The sequence below is a fragment of the Planctomycetota bacterium genome (assembly GCA_016235865.1).
Classification (GTDB): domain Bacteria; phylum Planctomycetota; class MHYJ01; order JACQXL01; family JACQXL01; genus JACRIK01.
Genome location: JACRIK010000027.1, coordinates 59,795 through 80,430 on the forward strand (window position 1 = coordinate 59,795; position 20,636 = coordinate 80,430).

A 20,636-nucleotide genomic window follows, 5' to 3' on the forward strand; every position below is an offset into this window, starting at 1 on the left:
GCAACCTCTCCGTAAGAAAATTAGCCACAGAGTCGCAGAGTTCACAGAGAGTAATTAACTCCGTGTTCTCCGTGCCTCTGTGGCTATTTATTAGTATATACGCCCGACAGGAGTCGAACCTGTAACCTTTTGATCCGTAATCAAAAGCTCTATCCAGTTGAGCTACGGGCGCTTTACTCGCTGTTACCCAGCCCGTAGGGGTGGGGTTACAGCGAGTTATCCCGGCAGTTTTTGCCGGGAATTATTAGCATTGTTTATCTGCGGCCTTCCTCTTCTTCTTAAAGAATTCCTTCATCAGCCACTGGCAGTCCCGGGCCATCACGCCTGAGACCACCTCAATGCGGTGATTCAGCCGTTTGTCATTGACCACGTTGACAATCGAACCGCAGCCGCCGGCCTTGGAGTCATCGGCTCCATAGACCAGATGCTTGACCCGGGCATTGACCAAAGCCCCGGCGCACATGATGCACGGCTCTATGGTTACATACAGCGTCACATCGTTCAGCCGCCAGTCCTCCAGATAGGCCGCGGCCTGGGTTAGGGCAATCATCTCCGCGTGGGCCGTCGGGTCCTTCAACCGCTCGCGCTGGTTATAGGCCCGGGCGATAATCCGGTTCTTGTGCACGATAATGGCGCCGATGGGCACCTCGTCGTCATCCAGGGCCTTGACGGCCTCCTTAATCGCCTCCTTCATATAGACCGGGTGTATCTCAGATTCAAGCATACGGCATATTCTCTACCAGAATCAGCCGAAGAAGGCAAGAAAAACCACAGATTACACAGATGGGCACAGATTTTCCAAAATATAATCCGTGTAATCTGCGAAATCTGTGGTTGCTTTTCCTTGCATTTATTCCGGTTCTGTGGTATAATTATTCTATGCCAACAAAGACCATCGGTGAATTCGAATTATACGAAGACCGGTTAATCGGCAAAGGCGCCTGGGGCGAGGTCTATCACGGGAGACAGAAATCCCTGGACCGGCCGGTGGCTATTAAAATCCTGAAATCCGACCTGACCCAGGACGCGGAATTCGTCAGCCGGTTCAAGCGCGAGGCGGAAATCCTGGCCAAAATCACCGACGACCACATCATCCACGTCTATTCAGCCGGCCAGCACGAAGGCGCGTATTATTTCATAATGGAATATGTGGAGGGCAAACCCCTGAGCAGTTTCGTTGACAGCGGCTATAAATTCTCGACCGACGAAATAATCTACGTGGCCCAGTCCGTGGCCCAGGCGCTCAATGCGGCCTGGGAATCAGCCGCTAAAATCATCCACCGCGACATCAAACCGTCCAATATCATGGTGGCTCATTCTGCCTCCGTGGTTAAATCCGCCGGAGACGGCGCTATCAGTATCCTGGCCGGCAAAATTAAGGTTATGGACTTCGGGCTGGCCAAGTTATCAGCCGGCGGCAAAGACGCCACCATTGCCGGCACCATCATCGGTACGCCCAAATACATCTCGCCTGAACAGGGCATGGGCAAGACCGCGGACATCCGTTCGGACATATATTCACTCGGCATCGTGCTGTATGAAATGGCCACGGGCCGGATTCCGTTCGAGGGCGAAACAGCCGTTAGCATGATTCGCCACCATATCTATGACACGGTGGCGGTTCCGTCCCAGTTTAATAAGGATATTCCCAAGGAGCTGGAAGACATCATAATGAAGTGCGTGCACAAGGACCCGGACAGCCGCTATGCCACTCCGGCCCAGATGCTGGAGGACCTGAACGGCTTCAAGCAGAAGAGCGGGCTGATTCACGCCAAGAATGCCACCCTGGATGCGACCATTGTTTCAGGCGCCGTGCGCCGGAAACAGACCGCGCGCAATCTGGCTTATGCCACGATTGCCCTGGTCCTTTTCCTGGCCGGCGGATTTATCTTCTATAAGAATCAGACGTCTGCTGGCCCAATCGCCAAAAACGACCAAACTGAGTTAACTGGCAAAATCGGCGCACCGGGAGGCACTGGCGTAATAGTAGATAGTCCAACAGACCAGACAGTCCCGGCAGTTGACGAGAAATTCGCCATCAAGGTCTGGGTGAATGACGGCAAGGCCGCGACCTACAAGCAAGGCGACGACCTGAAATTCCATTTCCGGGCCAACAAGGACTGCTCTATCTATCTCTATCATCGCGATGGTGCGGGAACCGTCAAGATGCTCTTCCCCAATCCTTACAGCAGTGACAACAAAATCAAAGGAGGTCAGGTCTACACCATACCGGACAGCAAGATGAACTTTGGGATTACGGTCACGCCGCCCTTTGGCACGGAGACGGTCTGGGCCGTGGCCAGTTTACAGCCCATGACCGAGATGGACATCCAGGCCGGCGAAAAGGATTTCCGGGACCTGGGCAAATTAGCCAGTTTAGGCGAAAGCGAACTGGTCACCCGGTCGCTGGAACTGGTGCCCAAACAAGCCCGGGCCGAGGACACCTGCACCATCAGCACGACGGAGAAATAAAATTATCGCCTACACCTCAACTATCTATGGCTATCTGATGGGTAGTGATGCATTATAACATTTTTTGACGCTCCCCCGTCTTATATGAACAGGTAGCGCTTATCATACCAAGAAACGGCGCCTACGATACCAAGCAGTATGGTATATAACTATCAGAACTGGGGTTTAGTTTACCAAGAAATAGGGCTTACCATACCAAGAAGAGGCGCTTTATTTACCAAAAAGATGGGCTTATCATACCAAGAACAGGGGCTTTAGCTATCAAGCAGTATGGTATATAACTATCAGAACCGGGGCTTAAGTTACTAAGAAATATGGCTTATTATACCAAGAGTTAGGGCCTATAATATCAATAAGGGCGGGGGGTTAGTCTAATGGGGGTGGGGCACCTCCCCCCTGCCAAAGTAAGTGGTTGATTTATATGGGGATGGGGAAACGGAAATAGCCGAAAATAGATATTTTGAATGGTTTCTTAAGAGGAAAAGGGCGCCCCGATGTTGCATCGGGACGCCCCGCTAAAGGTGTTTCTACATGGTTTTGAGTATCTTGTCCATGGCATCGAGCAGGCCCTTGAGTTCCTCGGCGTTGCAGTCGCCCATATGGGCAATCCTGAATGTGCTGTCCTTGAGCTTGCCGTAGCCGGCTGATATCATATAGCCGACCTTGCCTAATTCCTCATTGAGTTTCTTGATGTCTATCTTTTTGGTGTTGTCCGCCGTGGTCATGGTGATTGATTCATAGCCCGGCTCGGTGAAGAGCTTGAATCCGTTGTCGGTCACCCACTTGCGGCACATCTTGGCCAGTTCTTTCAGGCGCTCGAACCTTTTTTCCAGTCCCTCTTTGAGCATCTGGTCCAGCTGGTAATTGAGCGCGAAGATGTGCGAGACCGAGGGCGTGGTCGGGGTCTGGTTCTTGGCGTCAAAGGCGTCGAATTCCACAAAGTCAAAGTAATAGCCGCGGTTCGGGACGGTCTTGGCGCGCTCCAAAGCCCGTCCGCTGACCGAACAGATGGCAAAGCCCGGCGGCAGGGCAAAGCCCTTTTGGGTGCTGGCCAGGCACACGTCAATGCCCCAGGCATCCACTTCTATCTTGGCGCCGGCCATTGAACTGACTGCATCCACCATAAACAGCACGTTTGGATACTTCTTGACTACGTCCGAGATTTCCTTCAAGGGGTTCATCACGCCGACCGAGGTTTCGTTGTGGGTGACAAAGACCGTGTCATACTTGCCGGTGGCTAATTCCTTATCAACCATGGCCGGTTTTATGGACTGGCCCAGCGGGACCTCAAACTTGTCGGCCGGTTTGCCGTTGGCGACCGATATGCCGAACCATCTCTCGCCGAATTCACCGCAGACGAAGTGAGCGGCGCGTTTGCTGATGCAGTTGCGCACGCAGGCCTCCATCAGTCCGGTGCCGGACGAGGTGCTCAGGTATATCTTGTTCTTGGTGTAGAGCAGTTGCTGGAGTTTTCCCTTTACCGCGCCGTGCAGGTCGGTATAGTCCTTGGTCCGATGTCCGATCATCGGCGTGGCCATGGCGTTTAACACGCCCGGATAGACCTCGACCGGGCCCGGGATAAACAGTTTCTTGTGCATAGCACTCTCTCTTTCTATCTGAATGAAGCCGAGCAAATGGCGCAACCCTTACGGGCCTTCTTGCCCTTTGCGCTGCCCTTGGTTTCGTTTTCGTGCAGGTAGTTTATCTTACTGATGACGATACCGCTCAGGAGTTTGGGATAGAAATCAGTTGATTTCTGGGGCATCCGTTCGCCCTTGAGCGAGACGTTCTTGACCTCGGCAATCCTGGTCGGATTGAGGATGAAGGCCATCTGGTACTTGCCTTTTGTTACGCTGTCAATGGCCTCGTCTTCGGAGCGGATGTAGTTGACGTTTTCCTCGTTGGCCACCTGTTCCTTGTTGATGCCCAGCATTTTCTCAAGTATCAGGGAGTGGAGAATGGTCACGTCCAGCCGTTTCCAGGTGGACGACTGTTTTTCGGTGATGACCTTATCCATTATCTTGTCGTTCTTCAGGGTGAGCACGAAGTATTTCTTGACGCCCTTGACAATCAGTCCGAAGGCATGGGCCCGCTCCCCGGTCATCCTGAGGTCCTCGGAGAATTCCTGGCGGCTGGCCTTTTCCTCTTTGGAGGTGTGGGTTGGATACTCGTTAATCCAGAAATACTGCTTGAGCTTGGCCAGCAGGTTATTGAAGGAGAAGTCCTTCCCCGATTTGGTCGGGACTCCGCTGTCGCTGCGAAGCCCGAAGATGAGCCGGTGGGTGGGCAGGATGGTCAGGCCTTTGTCGTCCATATTGACAAAGGTCATCATCCGGTTCTCGAATGACTCGTTGCCGATGCATTTCAGGCCCAGGGCGCGCATCTCGTTGCGGTAATTAAGCGCGGTTTCGTAGCGGTGATGGCCGTCCGCGATGAAGACGGCCTTCTTTTTCATGGTGTTCTGGACAACCTTGATTATCCTGGGATCGGTGACCTTCCAGAGCTTGTGAATCACGCCGTCGTCGTCTTTGAGCTTGATATCAGCCGGCCGGTAGTTGGTAACCCGGGCCAGGGCCTGATTGATGACCAGTTTCGGGTCCGAGTAGAGCATGAAGATTTGTCCGGTCGAGCCGCCCACCGCGCGCATGGTGCTTAAGCGGTCCTGCTTGGGCTTGAGGAGCGTGCGTTCGTGCGGATGGACGCCGCCCTGGCCGAATTCCACCAGCCGCATCAGTCCGATAAAGCCCTTGCGGATTTCCGGCGCGTGAGCGCCATAAGGGCGCCATGGCGCTTCGGCGCCACAGGCGGACTTGTTCTTGATGGGTGAATGGAATTCTTCGTGATAGGCATAGATGGCCCGCTTGTTGTCTTGGACCAGGATATTCTTCTTCAGCCAGGCATTGAGATAATCAGCCGCCCGGGTGTATTTGTTGTTGCTGTCGTTGTCGCCCTTGAGGTCCTTGCCCTTGGTGATGCGCACCAGGTTGTAGGGGTTCCGTTTGTAATACATGGCCTGCATCTCGGGCGTGATTTTGTCATACGGCTGGGTCAGGACCAGCCCGTAATCCTTGATTTTGGACTTGTTATAGGTGATGCCGTAAAAAGGCAGGATATCGGTCATTTGTTTGGTCCTCTCTTTAGAGTCCGTTGGAGTAGGGCGGCTTATGGACTCTTATGTCCCCCGATGTTATATCGGGGGGCTGTCATATTAATGGGACAATTCACTCAGTTCTTTAATGGCATCCTGCAGGTTATTGGTAATGCTGTAGAAGGTGGACAGCTTGAATAGTTTGAATACCTCCATGACATTGGCCTGGGGGCTGATAAAGACAATCGTGCCCTTGTGCTTTTCCAGTTCATCCAGCAGAGAGATAAACAGCCCGATGCCCGGGCTGCCCATATAGCTCACTCCGGATAAGTCTACTACGAGCTTCCATATCTTACGGTTAAACAGGGACTGGATTGCCTCGAAAAGCGTTTCCGAGGTCTCGTTATTCAATACGCCGTCCAGCGTTATCAGGCAGGACTTGCCTTCCAGTATTTTAACGTCAATAGCCAGTTCTTGCATAGGTTATTTCTTTGCGAAAGCGATAAGTTTATCGGCCACCGCGTCGCCCACCCGGTTCTGGCCTTCGACCGAAGAGGCGCCCAGATGGGGCGTCAGGATTATTTTCTCGCCCACCGCAATCAGCGGATTGTCCGGCGTAACCGGTTCTTTTTCATAGACATCAATAGCCGCGCCGGCAATGGTGCCGGCCTTGAGCGCTTCGGCCAGGTCCTTTTCCACGATGATGCCGCCCCGGGCGCAGTTGAGGATATAGGCGGTCTTCTTCATCTTCTGGAATGCCTCGGCGTTAATCATGCCGGCGGTTTCCTTGGTCTTGGGCATATGGAGCGAGATATAATCGCTTTGACTGTAAACCTCATCCAGGGTTTTGACCATTTTGATGCCGGCTTTGGTGATATGTTCCGGCACCGGATTGAGATAGGGGTCGTAGCCGATGACGGACATACCCAGGGCGATGGCCCGCTTGGCCGCTTCAAATCCGATTCGGCCCACGCCGACTAAGCCGAGCGTCTTCTGGTAAAGCTCGGTGCCTTCCAGGCGCTTCTTTTCCCATTTGCTGGTCTTCATGGTGCTGTCGGCAATGGTGATTTTCCGAGCTAAGGCGAACATCAGTCCGATGGTCAGTTCGGCCACCGAGATAGACGATGCCTCGGGTGTGTTTTCCACCTTGACATTGGCTTTCTTGGCCGCCTCGGCGTCGATATTGTCCATGCCCACCCCGCCCCGGACGATGAGTTTCAGGTTCTTGCCTTTTTCGATGACCTCTTTGGTGGCCTTGGTGGCGCTGCGGACGACCATAATGTCGTAGTCACCCACCACGTTAAGCAGATCCTGGGCCGTGATGCCGCCCTTGTCGTCCACGGTCAGTCCGCCCTGGCGCATCTTTTCCACGGCGGAACTTTCCACCTTGTCGCAGATTAAGACCTTCATGTGTTCTCCTCTCTAATTTCCCCCGCTACTGTCCTCCTATAATACCTGTTTTACCCGATAATATCAAGAAATTACGGTATCAATTCATTAAACCGCTTATCCCGGCGCAGGTTTTCCAGGTCCGGGTCTTTTTTGGCCCAGTCCAGGCCGGTCATCCCGAATTCGATGGCCTTTTTCAGGGCCATAAATGCCTCGTCAATGTTGTTATTGCGGGACAGGGCGCAGGCGTAATTATACCACAGCCCGGAGATGTTCGGGAAACAGGCCACCGCCTTCTGGTAATACTCAACCGCCTGGGCATAGTTACCGCCTTCCAGGGCTTCCAGGCCTTTCTGGATGTATTCCAGCCCGGCTAAATCAGTCTCTTGGAATTTTACCTGGCTTTGGAGCGACTCTAGGGTAGTGATATCTGACTTTCCGCCCAGCAGGGCAGTGAAACTATCCGCTAAAATACTGTTGATGGCCAGGTTATAACCCTCTTTCCAGAGAATAACCGCGCCGGCCTTGTTTATCAGGAGCACCGAGGGCATAAGCTCCTTTTTCTTGGTGGCCACATCCGGGATAAACTGTTTGGCCGCGGCCATATCCTTATCCAGCAACATCGGTAGTGACACGCCGTTTAAACGCTCGTCATTTTCGCCCTTTTCGTCAACCAGCACGGTCCAGATTTCCACGCCGGCTGATTTGGCCTGGTTAATCGTGGACTGAATCAGCGGCAGCATCCTCAGGGACGGCTCGGATTCCAGGGTGAAGAATACCAGGAGTATATTATTATTCTTGAGCGCTGATTGTAAGTTATGCGTTTGCCCGGCCTTATCCGTCAGGGTGAAATCCGGCCGGGTCTTGAGTTCCCGTACCACCCGTTCACCGCTGCTGAGCATATCCATCGGCAAATCCAGCGGTACAGTTACCTCAATGCCTTTTTCCGAGGCGATGGTAATCGGCCGGGCGTAGATAAGCACATCGCCGTTGGCGTTGCGGTTGGCGGCGGTTAGGAGATATTCGCCCGGCGCCGCGGTCAGCCAGCCGTTGCTGACGTTGAGCTCCTCTTCCAGGAAATCCCAGCCGCCGTCGCTGAACCTGGAAATGCCGCAATTCATCTCGCTGGTCTGGTATTCAAATCCGTTCTTGGTGGTGATGATTCTTACCCCGCCTTTCTTGACGTATTGCTTTTTGGTATCCTCGTTCAATTCCGTCTTGCCCAGATTCTTGCTGTCCATGGGATAAAGCGGCAGCCAGTTGGCGCCGTCGTAAAACTCCACCCAGTCGGACTTGATATTAGCCGGGATGCCCACAGACCGCAATGCGGCGATGGTGGACATAACCGGCCCGCCCTTGAGCGCGCGCCGGCTCTTAAAGACATCGGCCGGATTGGGCGAACAGAAAAACCGGCCGCTGGCTGAGTCCGCTATCTTGATGTTCTGTTCAATCCACTGGTTGATTCTTAAGGCCGCCTCGGTAATGGTCAGAGGTTTTTTACCTTGGTAAACCACGGGCATGAGCAGGTCATAAAGATCTTTGCGCCATTGATAAATATGCATGTAGGGCATCCGGGGCGACAGGACATAGGAATGATAAATATCGTCGGTTACCTTTACCGGCATCTGGCTCCGGGCTAATTGGGCGTACTTGACGTGCTCCAGCAGGATGGTCTTGTTGGTTTCGATGCTGTCCACCAGGTTCATCTGGGCCACCAGCCAGAACAGGTCTTCTTTCTGTTCCTTGGAGGCTTCATTCATAGCCGCAACGATTTCCGTCCAGTTGCCGCCCGAGCGCTTCAGCACGCTGATGATATTGCCGGACAGCGGGCTGGACATGATTAGTTCGTTGACATCTGGGTGTTCCTCTATTTTGAACTCCGCGCAATAATAGGCCTCCGGCGGCGCTATCGGGCAATGGTCGGAATTAATTTTCTTATATTTGGCCGGGACTTCCGGGTCAGGCCCGGCATTGGCCGCGGCCGGATTAAACGCCACATACGCCGCATGGGTGTCCGGGAAGCGCAGGGTATAATAACCGGACGGGCCACTCTTGTTTGATAACGTCATGGTGACGGGCAGGGTGCCTGAAATAGTGGAGATAATCTGCCAGTCCAGCTGTCCGGTATTCCCGGCGCTGAGCATATACTGTCCGACGCCGGTGGTAATCGAGGCCTTGCCCTGGGCATCGGTCTTCTGCAGGGCGACCTTACGGAATACCGCCCAGTTTACCACGGACAGTGTCACCGGCGTGCCGGAAGCCGGCTGGCCGTCGGCCGCCAGAACGGTGACATCCAATTTGCAGGTCAGCGAATAATTGGACAGGACGTTCAGAATGGAGTCCTTTTTACTGGCCCGGTAGATTGTGGACTTGTCCTCGGGCTGTCCGAACCGGGCGCAGTAAATCGCCGCGCCGGTAGCTGAGAATTCCGTGAACCAGGCCCGGCCGGCTGTGGCGGCCATGGCTGATTGGATGGATGGTTCGCAGCTGCCCATGGAAAACCATTTATCGCCGGCCCAGATCTCGGTCCAGGCGTGGTTGTTGTCGCATTTGGGCCAGTAAGGCGTATAGACGCTCCGAGACGGGATGCCGACCGCTCGGGTAGCGGCCATAAAGATAATCATCATCTCCTCGCAGCGTCCCTGGCTGGATAGAAGCGTGGCAAAGGGCGATTTGTCCCTGGCCTCGCTCGGCTCAAAATGGACCCGTTGCTTGGCGTATCCGGCCTGGGTGTCTTTGCGCTCGCCGCCCAGCCAGAGATTGACCTGATAAGCCGCCTCTAACATCGTCTCGCAGTCCTTAACCAGCGGGTCTAACTGGTCGTAGAAATATTTGCGATGCGCGGTAATCGGTTCTTCAGCCATCCGGTAGGGCAGGACATAGGCCAAAAAAGTGTCCTCGGGCATATCCTTCATCCAATGGTATTTGTGTTTTATCAGATATGCGTAATGGATGTGCTCCAGCAGATAATCGGCCTTGATGGAAATCAGGTCCGGGAAGGGCATGGTGCTGATGAGGAACGCCGCGCCTTCCAACTCCTCGCCTTTGAGCGTGGTCAAAACCTTGAGCAGTTCCGGGGCGTTCTCGCCGGCTTCATTCAATGCCGATTGGACATTGGCAACGTATTTGGCAGGCGCATATTTGGAGATGTCCGCGTATGGTTTTGAACCGGATGACTTGCAGGAGGATAACATGAAAACAACCAGAAGCGCGCCTAAAACCAGTTTGGTGTGTCTGATAACCATAGTCGAATCCCTTCTTAGTTACGGTTATGATGGAAATTCGGATTATTATATAGCAAACGGTCATGATGTTCAATATTTCCAACGATAAATCCATTGACCCCGCACATAAACTATGTTAACAATACTGCAATAAAGTTCGTTAAACGGTAGCATATAAGTGTTTAATTAAATCGTTATACTTATGTGCGGGGTTGACCCCGTTAAGTGGGGGACTTACGATAGTGCTCCCCTCTATTAAGAGGGGTCGGGGGTGTGTCAGATAATTACCATTATGAAGTTTATCAGACAGATTTGGTTTAGGGCCGTGCACCAGAATCCCAAGGGGTTTTTCTGGTGGCAGGTTCGGGGGGTGCTCCGTCTGATGTCATTTTTCTATTATATCGGCATCAAACTGCGCCTGTTCCTTTATTGGATTGGCATCTTCAGGTCGCGTAAATTGGTTGCCCGGGTCATCAGCGTGGGCAATCTGACCGTGGGCGGGACCGGCAAAACCCCTTTTGTGCTTTATCTGGCAGAGAAACTGTCTAAAGGAAGCAAGGTCGGGATTCTGACTAGAGGATATGGAGCCGGGTCTAAGTCCACAGAAGATGACGAGAATATGGCCCTGCCGGCTAATGTGATTCGGGCTACTAATCCCGACCGGGTCAGTAGTGGCGAGAAACTGATAAAAGAACAGGGTGTTCAGACCATTATCCTTGATGACGGGTTCCAGCATCTTTCATTAAAGCGTGATGTGGATATTGTGCTTATAGACGCCACTAATCCGTTTGGTAAGGGACGGCTGATGCCGGCCGGGATTCTACGCGAGCCGCTGGCCGCCCTTAAACGGGCTGATATCTTTGTCATTACCCACGCTGATTTGGTGACACCGGAGCAACTCAATGTGCTGGAGCAGAAACTTAAAAGGTATAATAAGAAGATGGTCAAGGCGATTCATAAGCCGCAATATCTGGTGGACATGGCCCAGCCGGATAAAACCATTGACCTGGCCGAAATCAAAGGCCAGAATATCTGGGAATTCTGCGGTATCGGCAATCCATTCCAGTTCCACAAGACCCTCAATGCGCTCTGCATGGTCAAGGGCCTTTCGATATTTCCGGACCATTATTACTATTCCCAGCCGGACCTTCAGGCCATGTTCCTGAAAGCGAAGATGGAAAAGGCCGAGGCCTTTGTGACCACGGAAAAGGACGCCCTGCGGCTGAAAGGCGTAACAATCCCACAGGATATTCCCTGCTATTATCTGAAGATAAAGATAGAAATAATCCAAGGAGAAGATGTGATAGGAAGCTTAGAGCAAAGAGCATAGAGACAAGATTATCTCTACGCTATACGCTATACGCTCTACGCTATACGCTCTATGCTGTATTTCCGTATCATTGACGTCAATGCCAATCGGGCGCGGGAGGCAACCCGGGTTATAGAGGATTACGCCCGCTTTATCCTGGAGGATGCGGTCTTGAGCGCCAAGGCCCGGAGCATTAGGCATCAATTAGTAAATATCCTCAAGCCCTGCGCTCGGCAGATGCTGGCCAGCCGGGATATTCAGGCCGATATCGGCAAGGAAACCGCGACATCAGCCAAGACAACCGCTGAGATTGTCATCAGTAATCTCCGCCGGTTAAGCGAGTCATTACGCAGTATTTCAGAGTATTCTAAAACTATTATTAAAGATAATCTGTGTAAATCTGCTTGCACTGAGCAAAGCGAATGTGTGTCATCTGTGGTTAGGGATGTTGAACGCCTGCGCTTTGAGGCATACCAATTAGAACAGGAATTCTCATTTATCCTCTATCCTAACAAGGCATTTGATAAGGTGCGTCTTTATGTGTTGGTGCCGGGCATCCGGAACGATAAGATTATCAGGGATTTGATTAAGGGAGGAGCAGGTGCTATTCAATTAAGAGTAAATACCCCCTCACCCTTCCCTCTCCCCTGTGGGGAGAGGATAGGTGAGGGGAGCGGTACCGAATCATTAACCGACAAGAAATTATTGGAGCTGGCTGTAAAGTTTCGGAAGATTACCAGAGCGCATCAGGCCTTGTTTATTATCAATAACCGGATTGATATTGCTTTGTTGAGCAATGCAGACGGCGTGCATCTGGGCGCCACTGATTGTTCTGTCCGTGACGCTCGCAAAATATTAGGGCCGGATAAGATTATCGGCGCCACCAGCCATTCCATTGCCGAGGCGCTGGACGCCCAGCGGAACGGGGCTGATTACGTCTCGGTCGGTCCGATGTTCTCGTCGCCCACCAAGCCGCATCTGGCGCTGGTTGGGTTCAGTTATCTCAAGGAGGTGGCCAGGAAGATACATATTCCCTATGTGGCTATCGGCGGCATCACCGCAAGAAATCTGCCGGTTCTGTTGAAGGCGCATAAGAGGTTATTTAAAGAACCGCTCAAGATTGCGGTTTCATCGGGGATTCTCAACAGCAAGAATGTATCAGAAGCAACAAGGCGGATAAATAAAATACTTAACCACAAGGGACATTAATAAATTAGACAACAGGATTTAACGGAACTAAGCGGAGCGTGAATCCGAGCACCCCGACCCGTACGGGCGGGGCGCGCAGGTTAATTATCAGATTAGAATTACTTGTAGTGAGTGACCCACAGGGTCCCAGTGGGAAACGAATCTATCTGTTTAATCAGTGTAATCCAGTTGTTATCATTTAATTTCTGGGGCAGTATATTTATTATTCATTCGTGTTTATTTGTGTCTATTCGTGGTTGCTGTTTTCCTTGTTTATCTGTGGTTTCAAAATCTTGACTTGTGTGGCTGGAAAGGTTAATTAGTGTTATGATTACGATAGGCATAAACGGCGCGTCAGGCAAGATGGGTCTTTCGCTGGTGCGTCTGATAACTGAATCCAAGGACCTTCGGCTGGTTATGGCTATTGACCGTTCGGATAATCCCAACATCGGCAAGGACATCGGCCTGATGGCCGGTCTGGGCAAGGCCTTGGGCGTTCGCCTGTCTGCTGGGATGACCCAGAGAGCAAGTGTAATGATTGACTTCTCCCATCCGGCGGGCACAATGAAGATTCTCAAGGAATGCCTCAAATACAAAACCGCATTATTAATCGGCACGACCGGATTAAGTACGGCCCAGAAAAACCAGATTCGTTTAGCCGGCAAGAAGATTGCCTGTCTGATTAGTCCGAATATGAGTATCGGGGCCAATCTGCTCTTCAAGGTCGCTCCCCAGATTGCGGCGATATTAGGCCAGGAATACGATATAGAGATAGTAGAGACACATCACCGGTTCAAGAAAGACGCGCCCAGCGGCACGGCCATCCGACTGGCTGACGCCATTACCGCTACTACCGGTAAAAAGATACCGACCCACTCATTACGCATAGGCGATGTGGTGGGCGACCACACGGCAATTTACAGCACCTTAGGCGAGCGCATAGAATTGACCCACCGGGTCCACACCAGAGACATCTTCAGCCGTGGCGCATTAAAGGTCGCCCGTTTCCTGGCCAAAGTCCGGCCCGGATTTTATACCATGGCTACCGCCATTGGCGAGCCTCGCCCTGCGGGGCGGGATGCGATAAAGTAGAGTGGCTTCTTTCCTCCCGTTAACGCAAAACCTTGCCAAGGCGAAGCTAAATGATAGGCTTGTCATAGAGGCACATTCGCTTGGCTCAGTGTAAACTTAGCGAAGGAATAGGATTAAGCATAGGAGATTAAATTATGAATAAAGAAAGAGCGCTGGCGGTTTTTGAAGATTATAAAATCCGCCGGATATATGATGAGGCGTCAGCCACCTGGTTCTTTTCATTGGTGTATATCATCGGGGCGCTGATTCAGCAGACGGATTATAAATCGGACAGAAACTATTGGAAGGTCTTAAAGAATCGACTAAATAAAGAAGGCAGTGAGTCGGTTACAAAATGTAACCAACTGAAACTAGCCGACGCGATAAAGTAAAGTGTCATCGGAATTAACCTATCCCCTGCAACCTATTTTGGTCTGTTTTTGACGCTACCCTTTGATTTATCTGCACTTATCCCAATTTCCGTTAAAAAAAGGTGGGGGAGGGGGTATGGTGGGGGGTAGTACCCTTGGCGCTACGGAGGTACGTTATCGGCGCTATGGAGGCACGTCACCGGCCCTACAGAGGTGCATTCCAGGCGCTACAGAGGTGCATTCCAGGCACTACAAAGGTATATTCCAAGCATTACGAAGGTATATTCCAAGCGCTACAAAGGTATTCTCCAGGCATTACGAAGGTATGCTTCCGGCGCTACGAAGGTATGCTTCTGGCGTTACAGAGGTATGCTCCAGGCGCTACAGAGGTATGCTTCCGGCGCTACGGAGGCACGTCACCGGCGCTATCATCGGTGTATGCTCACCATACGGATAGGAGGGCAAAAAACAAAGTATTTATTGCTTTTTTAATGAAGGCGGGTATGATTATTACAAAGGAGTAATATTTATGCCATCACTAAATTTTAAGGGTAAGAATGCAGTTTGGAATCATCATTTGTCCGTTCCATACCAGATACTGGAAAAGGATAAGAAGCTGTCACTCAAAGGCAAGAATGAGGATGAGAACCTGATTATAGAGGCGGATAATCTGGTCGCGCTAAAAAGCTTGTTACCGAAATATCAGGGCCGGATAAAGTGTATTTACATAGACCCGCCATATAATACCGGCAATGAAAATTGGGTTTATAGCGATAATGTCAGCAGTCCGTTAATAAAAGAATGGCTAAAAAAAGGGCCTGTTGGTTCTGAGGATTTAACCCGTCACGACAAATGGCTTTGTATGATGACGCCTCGCCTTAAACTTCTTCGTGAATTGATGAGTGAGGATGGTGTCATATTTGTTAGTATTAACGACATTGAGAGTTCTCATGTGCGTATGCTAATGGATGATATATTTAATGGTAATTTTATTGGTATGTTAATATGGAGGAAAAAAGAGGGTGGAGGACAGACTGACGATTACTTTGTAACGGAACATGAGTATGTTCTTGCGTATGCTAAATCGCCAGATTTTAAATGGGTTGATGAAACAATTCCGATAGATGAGGCAAAATTCAAGAAAGAAGATAATGACGGAAGATTTACTGCGGTTAAACTTGCTAAATGGGGTTCTGGAGCACGGAAAGAAGATCGGCCAACGATGCATTTTGCAATAAAATCTCCCGACGGTAAAAATGTGTATCCAAAAGCACCAGATGGGAGTGCTGGAAGGTGGCGCGTTGGGAAATTAACAATGGATAATCTTCTGGAAAATGGATTAGTCTACTGGGAGGAAAAAAATGGCGATTGGGTGGCCTACGAGAAAATCTATTATGACGAAGAAGACGTTAAGACAATTAAAGAACGGAGCATACTATACGAATTAGCTTCTACTGGTGATGCCACGAAGGCGCTAACTGAGTTATTTGGGAAAAAGGATATATTTGAAAATCCTAAGCCAGTTGAACTTACTAAATTCTTAATGCGATATACCACTGATAAATCTTCAATTATTCTTGATTCCTTTGCTGGTTCGGGAACAACAGCCCAGGCGGTTTTAGAGTTAAATAAAGAAGATGGTAAGGAGGGGAATAGGAAAGTCATTTTAATTCAACTGCCAGAAGAAATTAGGAAAGATAAGCCAGCATATAAGGCTGGGTATAGATATGTTCACGAGATTACAAGAGAGCGCGTTAAACGAGTGATTGAAAGAGATAAATTGGGTGTTGGCTTTTCATACATGAATCTTGGATCACAGATTGATGCGGATTCTATCTTATCAGGCAAGTTGCCAACCTATAAAGAGTTTGCCAAGTATGTTTATTATCTGGCAACCGGAAAGACAGGCAACGAGTCAATTTACCTTATATATGAAAAGGACAAGGACAAACTAAAGAAGCTGGCAATTACGCTTGAATGGGCAGAGCAGACAAACAAGAAAGACAAGGGCAAGAAGATTATCTATGCCCCGGCCTGTTTCATAGATGAAGAATACCTGGAGAAGTTTAATATCCATTTTGTGAGTATTCCTTATAATCTCTTTGAAAAGAAATAGATATGATTCTAAAGGATTATCAGATAGAGGTCATCGATAAACTAAAAGAGTTCTATACCGAGGCGGAAAAACAAAAGAGCGAGGTAGAGAAGTCAAATGATAAGGTTTTAAGAGAATCTGTTTCTTATGTTGATACTGTTTATACTAAGCTTGACCTGCATTTTGCCGACCGGCCTAAGAACGGCTTAGGACAATCATATACCCGTTTTTGCCTGAAGATTCCGACCGGCGGGGGCAAGACCCTATTGGCAATTGAGGCCATCCGGGAATACCAAAACCTATTCGCCAAGAAAAGAACCGGGTTAGTGGTTTGGATAGCGCACCGCGAGACCATCTACCGCCAGACCATAGAGAAACTCAGGGATAAAAATCATATCTACCGCCAGTGGCTGGACCAATGCAGCGGCAACCGGACCATTATTCTGGAAAAAGGACAGCCGTTACGGATGCAGGACACGGACAGCAATCTGGTGATTCTGATGCTGATGATTCAGTCGGCCGGAAAGAAAACCAAGGAAAATATGAAGGTCTTTCAGGACAGCGGCAAATATATTGACTTCTTCCCGCCGGATAACCAATACGAGGAGCATGAAAAACTATTAAGGAGGGTCCCTAATCTTGATCCTACCCCTGGTGATGTATTCGGCAAGAGAATAATAAAGACCAGTTTAGGCAACATAATCAGGATGGAGAATCCGCTTATGATTGTGGATGAATTCCATACGATGTTTTCGGATATTGCCAAAAGCACGTTGGACGGCTTAAACCCATCAATGATAATCGGACTGTCGGCTACGCCCAAAAAACGGGAGGGCATGAATATTTTTATAGAAATTACGGGCAAGGCGCTTAAGGACGAGGAGATGATTAAATTAGATATGCACCTGCATTCGCCGACTACCAGCGGAGATTGGCATGAAATGATTAACAGCGTCAGAAAGAAAAGGGAGACGTTGGAAAAGACAGCGACTGACTTTAACCGTAATAAGGGGATATATATCAGGCCGATAGCATTGATACAGGTAGAGCGAACGGGTAAAGACCAGAGGGGAAAAGAATTTGTGCACAGCGAGGATGTGCGCGAATATCTGGTTGCGCAAGGAGTTCCGGCTCATCAAATCGCGGTAAAATCAAGCGAAATGGATGAGATTAAAGAGGAAAAACTCTTATCGCAGACAAGCGAAATCAGATACATCATTACCAAAGAGGCGTTAAAAGAGGGCTGGGATTGTTCATTTGCCTATGTTTTAGGGGTGATACCCAATGCCAGGTCTGAATCCTCAATGACCCAGTTGGTCGGCCGGATATTACGCCAGCCGTATGCCAAGAAGACCGGGGTGGCGGAATTGGATGAAAGTTATGTCTATTTTAACCAGGGCGATACGGAAGATGTCCTGCATAACATCCAGCGCGGATTTGTAGAGGAGGGTTTGGGCGATTTGGTCCAGAATATCAGCCGGGAATCAGGCCCGACCGGCTCGGACAAGATAAAAACAAAGATTAAGAAAGATATTCTCAATAAATATCCTGAGTCGTTATATCTGCCGGTCTGGCTGGTTAAGGAAGATAACAAATACCGGCGGTTCTCTTATGATATTGATATCAGGCCCAGGATTAACTGGCAAAACGGGCATTACGATAAATGGCTGGAAAAAGAAATCCTGCCTTTGCTTAGCGCGAAATCATCCGCTTATGAATATATAGTTGATTTGGACAATCGGCATGAAAGGCGGGATTTGGATGAGATGGATGAGGGCGTTTTTGATATTTCATACCTAACCCGCCGGATATCCGATGTGGTTGATAATGCCTTTATTGCCTTTGACCTGGCTCAGGAATTTATCTCGGCCGGCGATAAATACAAAGACAGGCAAAAACTGCTAATCAACAGTGGATTCATTATCAAGGAAATCGTCAAGAAGTTGTCAGATGAAAAAATCCAGCAAGAGCAATTAATATTTGATTCATTACTGAAAGGCAAGGAATTAATGCTGGCGGTCAGCGATGACGAGCAGGTCGGGTATTCGTTGCCGAAAAATAATGAGGTCTATCCGGAATATGCCGAGACATATAAACTGAATCTTTTTGAGAAGTCGGATATAAAATCAATGAATTCGCTGGAGCGGAGAATTGCCGGTTCTATTGATAATAAGAAAAATGTAATCTGGTGGGCGCGGAATATAGCCAGCAGCAGGAAATGGTATGCCATAAGAGGTTGGAAGAGAGGCAAAATCAGGCCTGATTTTATCGTGGCCAGGAAGAATAAAAGCGATGCGTTGGAACTCGTTTATATCATTGAGAGCAAGGGCGAACATTTAATTGGCAATCCGGATACGATTTATAAAAAGAGCGTATTTGATAAGATGAATCAGGAAACCATTGAACAGGTAACCCTGAAACTAATCAAGTTTAAGCTGAATAAGGACTTTAGGTTTGAACTGGTTGAGCAGGGACAGGAAGATATTGAGATAAACAGATTCTTTAATTAATAGGGGGAATACCCCTCCTTTCTCTAATGTAAAACTATGTATTTCACAAAGCCCGTTTTAGCGGTAATCAAAAGAGTTATAAAAGACCTGAAAACCCGGACAGAACTTGATAACTTATTTGAATCGTATGGCTTTGATCCTAAAAAAGATTGTGATGTTGGCAATAAATTAAATCTGGCTGGTTCATATTTAGACCATCAAGATTGGAGTGATGGAACAACGGCACATAATTTATTGGAGCTTTTGACCGAAGTTCTTCTGGGCGAGAAAGAGTCAGATACCTATCGCTGGCCCCAGGTGGAATTAATGCTTAACGCGCTAATTAAAGACAGCTATTACTGGATTAATAAGAATAAGAAATTTATCAGACAAGGTGAGCCATTTCCGCAACCCGCATTAAATAAACCTGTTGAGCAAAAGCCTTCTGCGGAGAAGACGCCAGCTATTTTACCAGAAAATACCGGGGAGATAGCAGGAAAATACGTTAAAGAGATTCTTGATAGGGAAAGAAATAATTTATTGTTTATAAGCAAATTCCTGGTTGATATAAAGCCCTTCTGGAATGACTGGCAATCATTTAAAGTAAAACTTCTTACAGTACTTAACAATGAGAAAAAACGGATTATTATTAACGGGCAGGTTATCTTAGAGGTAAGTCCGATTGACTCTAAGGAAAAGCCCATTCTCCTTGAAATAGATAATTTTTTCCAGGGCATTACTTTCCGCTATCCTTTTGCTGAATTAGAAGGATTCCTTAAAAACCTTATGACCGGCAAGGTGGTTGCTCAGGGAGAAGAATATCATTTTGTGAACACCTCTCTTGGGCCATACGGTCCGGTTTGGGTGAACTACGCATATGATTACCCCGCACCAGTGAGCATGATAGAATCATTGAGCGGTAAAACAGCGTTTGCCATAGATTACAACGGAGATAAACTCTCAAACATTCTTGATAATACCAAAATTAAATGGCAGGACTTTTACCGGACTTGTCGGGGAAAAGGTTATAATGACCCATCTTACTTATTTAGATTATTCTTCGGATTAAGGGATGCTTATGTTACCAACGATTACCAGACCCAAATATGGATATATGCACCAATTGATGTTTATATCAAGGAGTTTAAACCGCTTAAAAATAAATTGTCGGCCGTTATCTGGGCTGGCCCGTTAATAAAGCCGGATAATGTTGCATTGCGATTTGTTCCCAGTAGGGAATCCCTTCCAGAACAAAGACCGGAATTTAAGCTGTCTGATTTTTCGCCACAAGGCAATTGTTTGTACCAGAAAGATATCCCAGCTGATTTTGATCAAACAGCTTTTATTGATTTAACCTATAAGGAAAAATTATTTTCAAAGGAACTTGAAATGCCGACATCTTCCGAAGATAAGCCCATTACTTTATCTATGGCAAAGAAATCAAAGATAGGCGCTAAAAATACTACAATTATTCATATGCCTAAAGGAACTAAGCCCAATGATATTACTTTTAGATTTAAAGACCGCCGAACGATGGATGTTTTACTAAAAGATAATACCTTTAAGAGTAATGTATCATTTGATGAACTTGGATTTCAAAAGCAAAGCACCGGCAAAAAGAAGAAATCAGAACCAAGTATGCTATGGGAATTATTGGTAACGATGAGTGTAAATTATTCTAACCCGGGTTGGTCTTTTAAGGACAAGTCCACTAAAGGAAGGCAGCAGATAAGTTTACTTAGGGACAAACTTAAAACATTGCTAAATATAGAAGACGACCCCATTCCACTTAATTCTGAATTAAGAGGTTATCGCCCGGAAATTCGTCTTGAGCCGCCACCAGATGAGCGACATCATTCCTATATAAATCCTGACGAAAAAGAGTCTGATTTGGAAGACGAGTAAGACTGGTTGTGAAATCAACCCTCTGGATTTCACAT

14 protein-coding genes and 1 tRNA gene are annotated in these 20,636 nt (G+C 48.7%); 8 read left to right on the top strand and 7 right to left on the bottom strand.

The features are described from left to right. Nucleotides 1-98: 98 nt before the first annotated feature. Nucleotides 99-172, bottom strand: a tRNA-Arg gene (locus HZA49_08490). A gap of 72 nt (nucleotides 173-244) precedes the next feature. Beyond that, nucleotides 245-724: a tRNA adenosine(34) deaminase TadA gene (tadA, locus tag HZA49_08495; GenBank protein ID MBI5779478.1), complete on the bottom strand. Its 480-nt coding sequence runs from the start codon at nucleotides 722-724 to the stop codon at nucleotides 245-247. Nucleotides 725-879: 155 nt separating this feature from the next. On the opposite strand from tadA, the gene HZA49_08500 reads away from it, so the two are divergent. After that, nucleotides 880-2,472, top strand: a complete 1,593-nt coding sequence (locus HZA49_08500; protein ID MBI5779479.1) for a protein kinase — start codon at nucleotides 880-882, stop codon at nucleotides 2,470-2,472. Between the two features lie 527 nt (nucleotides 2,473-2,999). Here HZA49_08500 and HZA49_08505 read toward each other — a convergent pair. The 5 genes from HZA49_08505 to HZA49_08525 form a co-directional block, all read right to left on the bottom strand. After that, nucleotides 3,000-4,070, bottom strand: coding sequence for an alanine--glyoxylate aminotransferase family protein (locus HZA49_08505; protein MBI5779480.1), 1,071 nt, complete (start codon nucleotides 4,068-4,070; stop codon nucleotides 3,000-3,002). A 14-nt stretch (nucleotides 4,071-4,084) separates the two neighbouring features. Then, complete coding sequence (locus tag HZA49_08510; protein ID MBI5779481.1) at nucleotides 4,085-5,593, bottom strand: DUF1015 domain-containing protein; 1,509 nt, start codon at nucleotides 5,591-5,593, stop codon at nucleotides 4,085-4,087. Between the two features lie 87 nt (nucleotides 5,594-5,680). Then, a complete protein-coding gene (locus tag HZA49_08515) occupies nucleotides 5,681-6,040 on the bottom strand; it encodes an STAS domain-containing protein (protein MBI5779482.1) in 360 nt (119 codons plus the stop codon). A 3-nt stretch (nucleotides 6,041-6,043) separates the two neighbouring features. Further along, nucleotides 6,044-6,970: a hydroxyacid dehydrogenase gene (locus tag HZA49_08520; GenBank protein MBI5779483.1), complete on the bottom strand. Its 927-nt coding sequence runs from the start codon at nucleotides 6,968-6,970 to the stop codon at nucleotides 6,044-6,046. Between the two features lie 71 nt (nucleotides 6,971-7,041). After that, on the bottom strand, nucleotides 7,042-10,194 hold the full coding sequence (locus HZA49_08525) for a redoxin domain-containing protein (GenBank protein MBI5779484.1): 3,153 nt from the start codon (nucleotides 10,192-10,194) through the stop codon (nucleotides 7,042-7,044). A 271-nt stretch (nucleotides 10,195-10,465) separates the two neighbouring features. On the opposite strand from HZA49_08525, the gene lpxK reads away from it, so the two are divergent. The 7 genes from lpxK (at nucleotide 10,466) to HZA49_08560 (ending at nucleotide 20,601) form a co-directional block, all read left to right on the top strand. Then, nucleotides 10,466-11,503 carry a tetraacyldisaccharide 4'-kinase gene (lpxK, locus tag HZA49_08530; GenBank protein MBI5779485.1) on the top strand — a complete coding sequence of 346 codons (1,038 nt, stop codon included), beginning with the start codon at nucleotides 10,466-10,468 and terminating at the stop codon, nucleotides 11,501-11,503. Between the two features lie 51 nt (nucleotides 11,504-11,554). Next, nucleotides 11,555-12,691 carry a thiamine phosphate synthase gene (thiE, locus tag HZA49_08535; protein MBI5779486.1) on the top strand — a complete coding sequence of 379 codons (1,137 nt, stop codon included), beginning with the start codon at nucleotides 11,555-11,557 and terminating at the stop codon, nucleotides 12,689-12,691. Nucleotides 12,692-12,997: 306 nt separating this feature from the next. Then, the gene (gene dapB / locus HZA49_08540) at nucleotides 12,998-13,762 is read left to right on the top strand and encodes a 4-hydroxy-tetrahydrodipicolinate reductase (GenBank protein ID MBI5779487.1); all 765 of its coding nucleotides are present in this window, start codon (nucleotides 12,998-13,000) and stop codon (nucleotides 13,760-13,762) included. Nucleotides 13,763-13,896: 134 nt separating this feature from the next. Next, nucleotides 13,897-14,133 carry a hypothetical protein gene (locus HZA49_08545; protein MBI5779488.1) on the top strand — a complete coding sequence of 79 codons (237 nt, stop codon included), beginning with the start codon at nucleotides 13,897-13,899 and terminating at the stop codon, nucleotides 14,131-14,133. A 508-nt stretch (nucleotides 14,134-14,641) separates the two neighbouring features. Beyond that, nucleotides 14,642-16,228 (top strand): site-specific DNA-methyltransferase, encoded by a 1,587-nt coding sequence (locus tag HZA49_08550; protein MBI5779489.1) that lies wholly within the window; start codon nucleotides 14,642-14,644, stop codon nucleotides 16,226-16,228. A 2-nt stretch (nucleotides 16,229-16,230) separates the two neighbouring features. Then, the gene (locus HZA49_08555) at nucleotides 16,231-18,717 is read left to right on the top strand and encodes a DEAD/DEAH box helicase family protein (protein ID MBI5779490.1); all 2,487 of its coding nucleotides are present in this window, start codon (nucleotides 16,231-16,233) and stop codon (nucleotides 18,715-18,717) included. A gap of 36 nt (nucleotides 18,718-18,753) precedes the next feature. Beyond that, nucleotides 18,754-20,601, top strand: a complete 1,848-nt coding sequence (locus HZA49_08560) for a hypothetical protein (GenBank protein MBI5779491.1) — start codon at nucleotides 18,754-18,756, stop codon at nucleotides 20,599-20,601. The last annotated feature ends 35 nt before the right edge of the window (nucleotides 20,602-20,636 follow it).

What these genes read in the sequence shown, in the direction of transcription:
- HZA49_08550 (MBI5779489.1), top strand. Translation starts at nt 14,642, where the DNA reads ATGCCATCACTAAATTTTAAGGGTAAGAATGCAGTTTGGAATCATCAT.
- thiE (MBI5779486.1), top strand. Translation starts at nt 11,555, where the DNA reads ATGCTGTATTTCCGTATCATTGACGTCAATGCCAATCGGGCGCGGGAG.
- HZA49_08525 (MBI5779484.1), bottom strand. Translation starts at nt 10,194, where the DNA reads ATGGTTATCAGACACACCAAACTGGTTTTAGGCGCGCTTCTGGTTGTT.
- lpxK (MBI5779485.1), top strand. Translation starts at nt 10,466, where the DNA reads ATGAAGTTTATCAGACAGATTTGGTTTAGGGCCGTGCACCAGAATCCC.
- HZA49_08515 (MBI5779482.1), bottom strand. Translation starts at nt 6,040, where the DNA reads ATGCAAGAACTGGCTATTGACGTTAAAATACTGGAAGGCAAGTCCTGC.
- HZA49_08500 (MBI5779479.1), top strand. Translation starts at nt 880, where the DNA reads ATGCCAACAAAGACCATCGGTGAATTCGAATTATACGAAGACCGGTTA.
- HZA49_08510 (MBI5779481.1), bottom strand. Translation starts at nt 5,593, where the DNA reads ATGACCGATATCCTGCCTTTTTACGGCATCACCTATAACAAGTCCAAA.
- dapB (MBI5779487.1), top strand. Translation starts at nt 12,998, where the DNA reads ATGATTACGATAGGCATAAACGGCGCGTCAGGCAAGATGGGTCTTTCG.
- tadA (MBI5779478.1), bottom strand. Translation starts at nt 724, where the DNA reads ATGCTTGAATCTGAGATACACCCGGTCTATATGAAGGAGGCGATTAAG.
- HZA49_08545 (MBI5779488.1), top strand. Translation starts at nt 13,897, where the DNA reads ATGAATAAAGAAAGAGCGCTGGCGGTTTTTGAAGATTATAAAATCCGC.
- HZA49_08505 (MBI5779480.1), bottom strand. Translation starts at nt 4,070, where the DNA reads ATGCACAAGAAACTGTTTATCCCGGGCCCGGTCGAGGTCTATCCGGGC.
- HZA49_08560 (MBI5779491.1), top strand. Translation starts at nt 18,754, where the DNA reads ATGTATTTCACAAAGCCCGTTTTAGCGGTAATCAAAAGAGTTATAAAA.
- HZA49_08520 (MBI5779483.1), bottom strand. Translation starts at nt 6,970, where the DNA reads ATGAAGGTCTTAATCTGCGACAAGGTGGAAAGTTCCGCCGTGGAAAAG.
- HZA49_08555 (MBI5779490.1), top strand. Translation starts at nt 16,231, where the DNA reads ATGATTCTAAAGGATTATCAGATAGAGGTCATCGATAAACTAAAAGAG.